A 10,356-nucleotide genomic window follows, 5' to 3' on the forward strand; every position below is an offset into this window, starting at 1 on the left:
GTAAATGAATTCCCTGGAAATCCAAAAAATGGAACAGGCCAACCACGCCGAAATACACCTTCTGCGTGCAGGTGGTTTTATGCATGCCTACAATAGGTCTGCGTTCCATTTTTCCAGGCATTTCTTTGAATACGAAGTCCATTGCAAGTATGTAAAGAAAATCAATGCCGAAATGTTGTATCTAGGTTTTCCGAACAGCTCGTTACCGCAAATCCAGACCATGGCTCAACAAAAGAAGATGAACTTCACCAAGGTGGACGACAATCATTTTGTCATTACGGGCTTCCTGGTCTATTCGGATTATGACCTCTGGAAACGGGAAAAGTTCAAGGCTCATGCGGAAAAATCTGCGGTGGAGGATTCCGTTCCGTCGGAACAAAAAAATTCGGGGCTTGAACCACCCGCTTTGCCAAATCAAAAGCCTTCCCACTCTTGCGATATAAAGCCTGCACAGATGATGTTCGCCACCAAGGAATTTTATGAATGCACCCGCTATATCGTGGGCCGCACCTCCGAAATTTCAAGAAGTCTTCGTGTAAGCATTGTTGAACGAATCCGAAATGCATGTCTGGACTTGTACCATCATCTGGACCTGTGCCAACACGGCTTAGAAACCTTTGACAAGGAGTTCTCGAAAAAACAGTTTATACAAATATCTGAAATTCTTCGTCTGCTCATGGATCTAAAGCAGATTTCCAAGGAGCAGTGGTTTTATATCAGCGATAAACTTTTGACAGTCAAGAAAACTCTTAGGCTACAGTCCGGTGACTCAAGGGTCGCCGGTGATGCCGCCCAGGAGTCCAGCAGCCCACTCGCCCCAGGGTAACTTGTGCCTTGATAGAGTAAACAAAACGATTCGGTGGCTCGTCCTGCATTATAAGTGTCTGGAAACCTGCTGAATCACTGCTTAGCGGCTGCTGTCATTTCCATCGGGGCGTACTGCGCTCCCTGCTGGCAACTACAATGGCGGCTTCAACAATGTTGGCTCCAACGCTAACTTCTGGAGTGCTACTGAGAACAATGCTAGTAACGCCAACAACTGGAACATGAATGCGAGCAATGCGAACCTCAACAACAACAACAAGAACAACGGGTTCTCTGTGCGTTGCCTCCAGGACTCCTTTGTTTTATTCGCAATTAGTACAGGCTTACTATGATGCTAGACGGCACAAGCGTAATACGGTAAATCAGCTGGAATTCGAGTGCAACCTAGATGAAAATTTAGTCAAGCTAGCTCATGAGTTAGAAAACCGTACATATAAATTGAAACCGTCGGTGTGCTTTATCAGTACAAAGCCTGTTAAACGAGAAATTATCGCTGCAAACTTTAGAGATAGAGTTGTTCATCACCTGCTCTATAACTGGATTTATCCGGTTTTTGACCGACAATTTATTTACGATAGTTATAGCTGTCGTAAAGGCAAGGGAACTCTTTTTGGAATCAAGCGGGCTGCTCATTTTATCAAGAGCGAAAGCCGTAATTTTATGTATCCCTGTTATGTATTGCGGCTGGATATCAGTGGCTTTTTCATGTCGATAGATCGGGATGTCTTATATAGATTATGCATAGAAGGGCTTTACCGCACTCATTGGAAGGAAGTTCCAGACAAGGATTTGTGTGTGTTCCTTCTGAAGACATTTATATACAATGATCCGTTAAAAGATGCCGTTTTCAAAAGTTCTGAAGATATGTGGTCTGACTTGCCCAGGAATAAGTCGTTGCGTTATACCCAAGACAATTGTGGGCTCCCTATCGGGAATTTGACAAGCCAGCTTTTTGGGAATGTCTATCTCAATCCTTTGGATCAGTTTGTAAAGCGCGACTTGCGGATACACTGCTATGGACGCTATGTAGATGACATGGTGCTTGTTCATCGGGATAAATCGATTCTCCTGGATGCAACAGAAAAAATTCGCAATTATTTGGAGAAAAATCTGTCGTTGCAATTGCACCCCAATAAGGTGTATTTGCAAAATGTTCAGCACGGTTTTTCTTTTTTGGGTGCGTTCATTTTGCCTTGGCGAATCTATCCGAGTCGCCGACTTGTAAAAAGTTTTAAGCGCTGTCTTAAGTGTCCGTGGCAGCCTGCCTGGCGCCAAAAGAACCGTGTCATCAGCTACTGTGGCTTGCTAGGACATTTCAATTCGTTTAATCTGTTGCACAAATTTTTAACTTAAGGTCTATTGGAGCAGGGTAGGAACATGTCGAAATCCCGTTGAATCTGTTCTCCCGTAGATTTGTAGAAGTTGTCGCCAAGATAGTAGTCGCATACGGCTTCACGCATGCGGGTGAATTCCTTGAGATTGTGCTTACCTCTCTGGGCGTCAATCGTCAAATCAATCAGTTCCAGAGCCCTGAAAATGGCGCGTTTAACTTGATTCTGGTTGCCCTTTGATTTCCAGCGGTTTGCACGAGAGATTTCACTGCCGATATTCAGCATCTGAAGAGCGAGGGGCATTTCTGCCCAACGTCCTGCCGCAAGTTCCTTATGTTGTGCGTTATCTATTTGCATAAGGTTGCGATTATCTCCTTGATAGCATCTTGGATAGCCGGGTCTTCGACTCCACGACTACGGTTGCCCTGGTTGGGGCGAATGTTTATTAGAGAGTCAAATTCCAAAAAATCCTCTCCCTCCATTTCGGGGTAAAGGTTAATCCCCCAAAGATTCTTTTGCTGAGACCCTTCCTGCAAAAGAAGTGTCTCTAGGTCAGCATGCATTTCTGCATCTAAAGCAATTTTTCTTTCGGAGATATCAACAACTCCCTTGACCATATCGCCAAAGTAGTGAGTCTGCATTTCTAGGAGAATTTTTTTGTCAAAAGGTTCTGAATAAATAATCATACGCCTTCAAATATAAAAAAATCAGGGTGCAGCGTTTGGACGGAGCCCTTTTGTTATATGGCATACTTTGCATGCATGTAGTGTGGCTCGGCAATGCCCGCTTAAATAAGCCCGGTTGTCCTTGCTTTCGCCTTTTGTTATATTGTAAGCATGGCGTTAAAGAATTTTCCCATCGGCATCCAGGACTTTGCGAGCATTCGCAACGAAGGCTTCTTTTATGTAGACAAAACGGACCTTGTTTACAAGTTGACTCATACAAGCAAGTATTACTTTCTCAGCCGTCCTCGCCGCTTTGGAAAATCCCTTTTAATTAGCACTTTGCAATGCTACTTCGAAGGCCGCAAGGAACTGTTCACTGGCCTAGCCATGGAACGCCTGGAGACCGAGTGGAAAAAGTACCCGGTCATCCGGCTCGATATGAGTACCGTGAAAAATTTGGATGCAGAGGTCTTTGCTTCCAACATGAACGATATCTTTGCGCCTTATGAAAAATGTTACGGAATCAAAAACGACAAGACAAACCAGGCATGGGGAAGTCGTCTTTCTGCGTTGATCCGTGCCGCCAATGAGCAAACATCTGAACAGGTTGTGGTGCTCATTGACGAATATGACGCGCCAGTGCTAGAGGCTATGCATAATGCGGAACTTCTTGAAAAGGTTCGCAATACAATGCGGGACCTTTACGCACCCCTCAAGGCCCTTGGCGGCATTCTCCGCTTTGTGTTCCTCACGGGCATCAGCAAGTTCAGCCAGCTCAGCATTTTTAGCGAATTGAATAATCTGAATGTCATTACCATGGATGACGAGTACGCAGCCATCTGCGGCATCACCAAGGAAGAATTGCTCTCCCAGATGCAGCCCGAAATCCAGGCGCTGGCCGACAAGCAGAAAATGACCTACGACGAGGCTGTGGCTGCTTTACAGCGTCAGTATGACGGCTACCATTTTAGCGAAAACTCACCGGACATCTACAATCCATTCAGTTTGATAAACTCTTTAAGTAAGCTGAATTTCGCAAATTACTGGTTTGCCTCCGGAACGCCGACCGTTTTGACAAAGCTTGTGAGCAAGTTCAAGATGGAGCCGGAAACGTTTAATGTGGGTTTTCCTGCGACGCTTGGCATGTTTGATGCGCCTACGGAAACGGCTACGAATCCTATTCCCATGCTTTACCAAAGTGGCTACCTGACCATCCGGAATTTTGATGGCTATGAATATGTCCTGGGATTCCCCAATGAAGAGGTCAAGGTTGGTTTTTGTGGAAGCCTGATGCCTTATTATGCTTTTGAAGACGTGGTGACGAACGAATCGTTTGTCCTTGCCTTTACCCGCGCCATGCGTGCTGGCAAGCTGGAAGATGCCCTTTTGCAGATGCGAGCATTTTTCAGCAGCATTCCCTACAATGCGGAGCGTCAAGACGAAAATCATTACAAGACGTTGTTCTTCTTGATTTTTAAGCTATGTACGCCGTACCTCGTTCGCACCGAGGAATGCAGCGCCGCAGGCCGCGCCGATGCCGTCGTAGAAACTGCCGACGCTGTTTATGTTTTTGAATTCAAGCTTGATGCAAACGGCACCGCAGACGATGCCCTCAAGCAAATCGACGACAAGGGTTACTTGGTGCCCTATACCGTGACTAAGGCCGCAGACGGCACACCGAAAAAGTTGTTCAAGATAGGTGTTGCCTTCGATGCCGAAAAGCGCACCTTGGGCCAGTGGAAAATCCTATAGTTGTCGGGTTAAAAAAGGGCCAGCTCAAAAATGAACTGGCTCCTTTTCGTTATTCTTCGTCCTTAATGCATCGGATTGTTGTTGACCCGTAGAAGTAGCCGTGAACGCCTTCGGCACCGTAGGGGTAAACTCCGCTGGGCAATCCGGAGAAGCAGAATTCATCCTTGTCTTCAACAATGTCGGTGTTTATGTTCAGGTCCCAACCGCCCCTGGATCGCAGCATCTTGCTTGCGATATCGGCGCCGCCAACGGTGTTGAACAGGGTGGTCCATTCGGTGCCGCCGGCAACGCTATTGTCGTCGGAGCAGGCGATAAAGGTGCCTAGGGTCAGGGGCAGAGCAAACTTACAAACTTTTGAAAAAGAAATCCTACGGTTCATTTTTCTGTTCCTTCTTCTTGATGCGAAGGGGTGTGGAGAGGGGGAATGCATTTGTCTGTACGCAATAGACTCTTTCGATTTTCTGGTCTTCTGCGGCAATGGCAAGAATGCGTTTGCGGGCTGCTGCGATTTCTTCGCAGATTCGCTTGTAGTTCTCGTTTGAAACTCCCACGACCACTTCGGAAATATCGCGGTCGTCGAAAGGAATTTCATCGATGGCGTTTAGGCCAAGCTGTGCCAACTGCTTGTGATACTGGTGCAGGATAATGGATGATGTCTCCAGGTTTCCCGTGGAGATGATTGCGTCCGTCTGGACATAGCTGCCGTCTTCGTTCTTCTTGAGAAGGCCCTGATTTTCCAGGTACTTGATGGCGGCGGAAACCTTAGTCCCGGAAATGGGCGGAATGACCTGCCGTCCGATGTTTGCGGGGTTTGTATTTGGCTGCGCCAGCGGAACCAATTCGCGAAGGACTACGTTATACCAGTTGGAAAAGAAACTGAAAAAATCCTCGTTGAGAATTTTCACATTGTACTTTTCGGCTACGGCGGAAATGTTCTCTAGCGCCTTTTGTTTGTCGGCAATTTTCTTTGCCTGGTTGAAGTGTACCAGTGCCTTGAAATAGTCCTTTTCGAAACCTACCAGGTTCATGGAATCGGCGGTCTTTTCGATCCCGTCGTCGCTGAGGTTCGCCTTGTCCTGACAGACCAGCTTGAGGTAGGAGGCCGATGTAAAGCCCGCCTTGTCGGCGAAAATCTGCCAGGTAAGGATTCCCCGGTTCTTAAATTCTTCGTAATAGTCCTGGATATAGGAACGGTAATTCTTGTAGGTTGTAATTGGTTGCATGGTATGAAATATAGTTTTTTATAATTTATGAATCAATATTTTTAATGTTCTTGAATAAAAATTTCGGTGCCCATTTTTTTTATATTTAATCTGAAAAATTATACATGCGGAAACACAATGCAAAAAGAATTTGAAAACGCCCTGGAAGGCTTGCTGAACTTTGACCATTCCGAAAAGAATGCGGAGCAGAAATTCAACACCCTTTTTAAGCAGATGATTTCGGCTTCCATGAAAATCTGTGCCGAAACGGATTTTGCCGCTCTCATCGACCAGAAGGCTCGTGTCGCCGAACAAAAATACGGTGTCAAGATGGCCCCCTACGAAGATGAAAACGATCTCTACCGCAAGTTGCGTGATGTGGTCCGCTTTGAAATGTCCCGCGAGGCGGTTCTTACCAATATGGATTATGAAATCTGCTGTACCGAGGAAAATTACAGGAACGCATTGGGCAAGTTCCAGGCGGATCTAGAAAAGATTGTTCCCGGTAACCAGCCGGAAGTTCTTGCTTCCATGTCCCAGGCTCTCTATTCTGATTTCACCAACTTCTTCGTCAGCGAAACCCTGGATATGGTGGCCGATGCCAAGATCTACCAGATGGCTGAATTCCGTCCGCTGCAGTTGAATGCCTTGGGCAAGGAAGTCCGCACCTGCGCAAATATTGTAAAGCAGCAGAATTCCAAACCGCAGAAGTCTGAAACCGTAACGGACTGGTTCCGCGTCATGTTCGTTCTGCCCGCTCTTCTTTTCAAGAGCCAGTACGGCGTCAATATGGTAAACGTTTTTGACGTAGCTCAGAAGTACGTGGACGATGCCGCTCACATGTACAATATCTTCCGTCGCAATATGGATTCCTTTGTGGCCGGTGACGAGTACAAGATTCTGCTTCATTTCCTGGCGGAACTGGGCTTGAGCAATTGCTTTACGGTCCGTCCCAAGGTTGCCGATAAGAGTAAGCCGGTGGTGAACTAAGCTGGTAAAATATGAACGAAGAACAGAAATTGAACATCCCGGCAGACGATGCCGCAGCTAGTTCCCCTCGTGATTCTGCGGAAAAGGCTAGGGCTGACCGCATAAAGAGAATGCGCGGATGGATGGGCGTGAAAAGTACGGTGGAAACCCACTGCATTGTTGGGAACAGCGACCCCCTCATCGAAGTGGATGCCCCCAACGGCTGGAACCGATAAATAGCTGACGCGGGAATGTTCCGCTCGTTATTTTACAAATGTTGTCCTAAAAATCTTTTTACACTCTTTTGTCTGCAAAACTTTGTCTCAAAAGACTATGTTTTATTCGTTTCCCTGAAAGGAAGAATAAAACAGGAGCTCTTTATGAGAAAACTTAATTTTAGTGAACAGACGCTTGTTAGCAAGCTTGTCGCAAATTCCGCAGACGCTACTGCAAATTTCCCGATCAAGGCTCTGGAATCCGTTTTCCAGGATAACAAGGTTACCTTCCATAATGACGAAGTGGCCTATTTCAATTTTTACGTAAGTGAAGGCAAGGAAGAATCCGTCAGTGAAAAGTCCAAGGGCTTCATCAACAAGATTCTTGAAGCAGTTTCCCTTCTGGATTACCTCAAGAAGGAAGGCCTGATTCTGGAACTTGAATCCAATAAGGATTCCACCCTCATTTATGGGGATGACGTATCTTATGTCTCTGCCGGTCTGGTAGAATCCCGAGTGTACATTGAAACTGATCTTATTGCTCAACAGCTGGTGCGTTTCGTCAATAATTCCATTTACGTAACCGACTCCCTCAAGGAACTTCTGACCAATGAGTTCAAGGGTATCGAAGACGACATGCTTGCCCAGGCCAAGGTTCAGACCAAGAAAACAGGCAGGGCAATCATTCTGGCGTTCCTTGCAGTAATCATTTCCGTTGCAGGTGTGGTTGTTTCTTCTCTGAACTCATCAGAAAAGGGTTCCGAAGACAAGTCCGCTGCTGTGGTTCAGCCTCTGGAAAAGATTCAAGGCGTCCTCGAGAATAATATGCTCCCCGCAATCGTAGATCTGAAAACTGAAATCGCGGGCGTCAGAACAGCGGTCTCCGAGCTGGATGCAGAACCTGTAAGTCTCAGCGATTTAAAGAAGGACGAACAGGAAGAACCCAAGAAGGATGAGCCTAAGAAAAAAGCCAAGAAGCATAAGCGCAAGTAAGAAAGGAGCCCACCAGTAAAAAAGCTGGTGGGTCTTTTTATAATTATTGTACATTTTGGTACATGTTTCCTCGCTTCTTTTTCGTCTTTGTTAATTTCGTAATCCGTTAGGAGGATTACGTGAAAAGTTATTCTGTTTTGACGCAGTGCAATGATGCTCTGCGAGAGGTTGCGTTTGTCTAGATAGTTCTTGGCAGGTGTGTTAAACCTTATTCGGGTGAAGAATATACTATAGACTTGTGGCTGTGATGCAGAATGATGCGGTCGAATACATAGACAATAAAAATTCTTGGATGAGAATCCGAGGATTCTCTTTAAATACAGCTATATGGATGGAAAATTGATAACTAGTCGATTCTCTATTAGAGAAAAAAACTCTGTTTAGATTCTGAATAGTGAAAGAATGCCAGCGCCATTAAGGCGCTGGCTGTAATAACTTTTTCTAGGGATGTTTGTAATTTTATGAAGAATGCAGGCTATCAAATACTGACAAAGCAATATCTGTAATCATTGTCTTTTTCGTACAAACTAAATCCTAATTGCGCTGTTCCGTAGTTTTCAGATTGGGGGTTGTCTGAATAAAGCGTGATGATGAAGGTGGCGTAGCTGTCGCGATTAGCGTTAAAGGAAACGGCTTCATACGGATTGTAGGAAGTCCTTGATGAGGCAATGAAATTGCTTCTGCCGCCGGTGTAATCGGTGGTGTACTCCTCAATCCCGTTAATGGTTGTTTTGGTTGCCTTGTCATGGTAGTAAACTGCTAGATCGTAGTCTTGAGGAATTGCACCTAATTTTTCGATGTCGTTTCCGCTACTAAGCCAGGAGATTGCAGCCTTATAGCTGTAGCCTTTACGAACCTTGACGGTAAGGCGGATTTCGCGACTGCCATTATAGTCCTTGAATATGGCGTTTGTGTTACCGTTCCAAAAACGGGAAAGACGATTGTTTACGAAAGAGCATTTGTAAGGGTCTCTACTTAATACCGCATCCACGTTAGCGAGTTTTGGATCGCTGTCCATGTCAAAGGGGATGGTTTCCCCAGAGGAGAGAAGGACTGCTTTTACTACTTCCGGATGCCATCTATAGAACGGTTGTTTAGCCAAAAGTTCGGAAACTGTTGCGGCGGTATGTGATGCTGCGCCCGGAGTTCTCCATACGGAAGGAACGTAAGTGTCTCCGTTGGGATACTGTCTTGGCGTAACAGGGGACACCATATTACGCCTTGGATAAGAGTGGAATTCGGCGTGTACAAAATCCGTATAATCTACGATTTCGGGCTTTTCGGCTCCGTAGGAGGGATTTATATAAGAAGAGTAGGTGGCTTTAGCAAGTCTATTCTTGTCTAAGGTCACTGCTCCGACTGTAATTGCATTTGCGGCGTGGCCTTCTTCTGTCATGTAATTGCCAAAATCGCCTGCAGCAACGATGTCTACGGTGTGGTTTTGATAGATGTAGTTATCCAAAGCTTTTGCTCTAGAGGTGTAATTTTGGGTACCAGAGCCGCCATTTAATGTGGTTGCCTTGCGAGTGTGCAATCCCATATATAGCTGAGGTTTTCTCAATTCTGGGGATACGGGATATCTAGATGTGCACAGTGTGTTATGGGAGTAAGGAACGATATAATTTCCTGATAAGCGTTTGACGGCTTCTAAGTATGAAGATACGTTGCTTTCATCATATGGATCTGGCCTATTGTAGCATTCTTGTGTTGCTATGTATCGGGTATTGTCGTTTTCGGAAAACTTGACGAAGTCTGCGTCGTGAGAAAAGAAAACGCCAATGTTTTTAGTGTGATTGTCGTGCTCATGGGCGTCTTCTCCTCGACCATTATATTTCGCAATGTCTAGGTATGACGTGGTGATTGTGTTGTAGACTTGGTTAAGAAATTTTACCGTGTATTTGGTTTTGGTCATGGGAACGGTTATCATTTCTGAACTTTCAGGATCATCGAAAGTTACCGGAGTGAAGTTTTGATTCATCGCAGTAAAGTAACCGCTCTCATCTGTTGTTTTGATGGTGTGCCCATTTGATGTGTAGATTTCGTACAGATAATCGTAGTCGCAATCGTTTTCTGCAAAAAAGTTATTGGTATAAAAGGTGCCGGAGATTGCCTGGACGTTGCTAAGCCCTTGGCGGGCTATTGCTTTGGATTCCTGGAGGCGGTTATTTGCGATTTTTGAGCCAAGATTTGATCCCTTATAGACCATTGGGGAATTCATTTGACTTCCCTTTCTGCCCAAAAGATCGTAATTTGCAGCGAAAGTTGTGCCTGTTAAGCTTGACAAGGCAGCAACAAAAACAACATTTTTCGGCTCTTCATCAACATGTGTGGGTGGCTTCGCCACCCTTTTTTGTTGACTTTCGCCTAAATTAAACAAAAAATGGGCTATTTTCTAAAATTTAAT

Annotated in this window: 12 protein-coding genes; 7 read left to right on the plus strand and 5 right to left on the minus strand. The window is 45.4% G+C overall.

Going from position 1 to position 10,356, the window contains the following annotated elements; all coding sequences use genetic code 11:
- Positions 1–4 precede the first annotated feature (4 nt).
- The 3 genes from BGX12_RS11350 to BGX12_RS11360 all read left to right on the plus strand — a co-directional run bounded on the left by BGX12_RS11350 (position 5) and on the right by BGX12_RS11360 (position 2,178).
- Positions 5–826, plus strand: coding sequence for a hypothetical protein (locus tag BGX12_RS11350; protein ID WP_109736175.1), 822 nt, complete (start codon positions 5–7; stop codon positions 824–826).
- A gap of 91 nt (positions 827–917) precedes the next feature.
- Positions 918–1,157, plus strand: a complete 240-nt coding sequence (locus BGX12_RS16125; protein ID WP_370245670.1) for an FISUMP domain-containing protein — start codon at positions 918–920, stop codon at positions 1,155–1,157.
- Positions 1,060–2,178, plus strand: coding sequence for a reverse transcriptase domain-containing protein (locus tag BGX12_RS11360; RefSeq protein WP_158278231.1), 1,119 nt, complete (start codon positions 1,060–1,062; stop codon positions 2,176–2,178). The genes BGX12_RS16125 and BGX12_RS11360 overlap by 98 nt, the downstream gene beginning before the upstream one ends.
- Here the strand turns inward: BGX12_RS11360 and BGX12_RS11365 are convergent.
- Both BGX12_RS11365 and BGX12_RS11370 read right to left on the minus strand, forming a co-directional pair.
- On the minus strand, positions 2,175–2,513 hold the full coding sequence (locus BGX12_RS11365) for a hypothetical protein (RefSeq protein WP_109736178.1): 339 nt from the start codon (positions 2,511–2,513) through the stop codon (positions 2,175–2,177). The genes BGX12_RS11360 and BGX12_RS11365 overlap by 4 nt on opposite strands.
- On the minus strand, positions 2,504–2,842 hold the full coding sequence (locus BGX12_RS11370; protein WP_109736179.1) for a DUF5674 family protein: 339 nt from the start codon (positions 2,840–2,842) through the stop codon (positions 2,504–2,506). Before BGX12_RS11370 ends, BGX12_RS11365 begins: the two co-directional genes overlap by 10 nt.
- Positions 2,843–2,992: 150 nt before the next feature.
- Here BGX12_RS11370 and BGX12_RS11375 point away from each other — a divergent pair, with 150 nt between their 5' ends.
- Positions 2,993–4,573 (plus strand): ATP-binding protein, encoded by a 1,581-nt coding sequence (locus BGX12_RS11375; RefSeq protein WP_109736180.1) that lies wholly within the window; start codon positions 2,993–2,995, stop codon positions 4,571–4,573.
- A gap of 49 nt (positions 4,574–4,622) precedes the next feature.
- Here the strand turns inward: BGX12_RS11375 and BGX12_RS11380 are convergent, their stop codons facing one another.
- Positions 4,623–4,952 carry a hypothetical protein gene (locus tag BGX12_RS11380; RefSeq protein ID WP_109736181.1) on the minus strand — a complete coding sequence of 110 codons (330 nt, stop codon included), beginning with the start codon at positions 4,950–4,952 and terminating at the stop codon, positions 4,623–4,625.
- Entirely contained in the window at positions 4,942–5,796 is an 855-nt protein-coding gene (locus BGX12_RS11385; protein ID WP_158278232.1) for a TIGR02147 family protein, read from the minus strand. The genes BGX12_RS11380 and BGX12_RS11385 overlap by 11 nt, the downstream gene beginning before the upstream one ends.
- 117 nt (positions 5,797–5,913) lie before the next feature.
- On the opposite strand from BGX12_RS11385, the gene BGX12_RS11390 reads away from it, so the two are divergent.
- From BGX12_RS11390 to BGX12_RS11400, 3 genes are all read left to right on the plus strand, one after another.
- On the plus strand, positions 5,914–6,765 hold the full coding sequence (locus BGX12_RS11390) for a hypothetical protein (protein ID WP_109736183.1): 852 nt from the start codon (positions 5,914–5,916) through the stop codon (positions 6,763–6,765).
- 11 nt (positions 6,766–6,776) lie between these two features.
- Positions 6,777–6,980, plus strand: coding sequence for a hypothetical protein (locus BGX12_RS11395; RefSeq protein ID WP_109736184.1), 204 nt, complete (start codon positions 6,777–6,779; stop codon positions 6,978–6,980).
- Between the two features lie 144 nt (positions 6,981–7,124).
- Positions 7,125–7,952 (plus strand): hypothetical protein, encoded by an 828-nt coding sequence (locus tag BGX12_RS11400; RefSeq protein WP_109736185.1) that lies wholly within the window; start codon positions 7,125–7,127, stop codon positions 7,950–7,952.
- A 478-nt stretch (positions 7,953–8,430) separates the two neighbouring features.
- On the opposite strand, the gene BGX12_RS11405 is transcribed toward BGX12_RS11400, so the two are convergent.
- Complete coding sequence (locus BGX12_RS11405) at positions 8,431–10,329, minus strand: hypothetical protein (RefSeq protein WP_109736186.1); 1,899 nt, start codon at positions 10,327–10,329, stop codon at positions 8,431–8,433.
- Positions 10,330–10,356 lie beyond the last annotated feature (27 nt).

The sequence above is a fragment of the Fibrobacter sp. UWR4 genome, assembly GCF_003149045.1.
GTDB lineage: Bacteria > Fibrobacterota > Fibrobacteria > Fibrobacterales > Fibrobacteraceae > Fibrobacter.

Bases quoted from the DNA above. Each gene is read 5' to 3' on its own strand.
- BGX12_RS11350 (WP_109736175.1), top strand. From the start codon at position 5: ATGAATTCCCTGGAAATCCAAAAAATGGAACAGGCCAACCACGCCGAA.
- BGX12_RS11360 (WP_158278231.1), top strand. From the start codon at position 1,060: ATGCGAACCTCAACAACAACAACAAGAACAACGGGTTCTCTGTGCGTT.
- BGX12_RS11365 (WP_109736178.1), bottom strand. From the start codon at position 2,513: ATGCAAATAGATAACGCACAACATAAGGAACTTGCGGCAGGACGTTGG.
- BGX12_RS11370 (WP_109736179.1), bottom strand. From the start codon at position 2,842: ATGATTATTTATTCAGAACCTTTTGACAAAAAAATTCTCCTAGAAATG.
- BGX12_RS11375 (WP_109736180.1), top strand. From the start codon at position 2,993: ATGGCGTTAAAGAATTTTCCCATCGGCATCCAGGACTTTGCGAGCATT.
- BGX12_RS11380 (WP_109736181.1), bottom strand. From the start codon at position 4,952: ATGAACCGTAGGATTTCTTTTTCAAAAGTTTGTAAGTTTGCTCTGCCC.
- BGX12_RS11385 (WP_158278232.1), bottom strand. From the start codon at position 5,796: ATGCAACCAATTACAACCTACAAGAATTACCGTTCCTATATCCAGGAC.
- BGX12_RS11390 (WP_109736183.1), top strand. From the start codon at position 5,914: ATGCAAAAAGAATTTGAAAACGCCCTGGAAGGCTTGCTGAACTTTGAC.
- BGX12_RS11395 (WP_109736184.1), top strand. From the start codon at position 6,777: ATGAACGAAGAACAGAAATTGAACATCCCGGCAGACGATGCCGCAGCT.
- BGX12_RS11400 (WP_109736185.1), top strand. From the start codon at position 7,125: ATGAGAAAACTTAATTTTAGTGAACAGACGCTTGTTAGCAAGCTTGTC.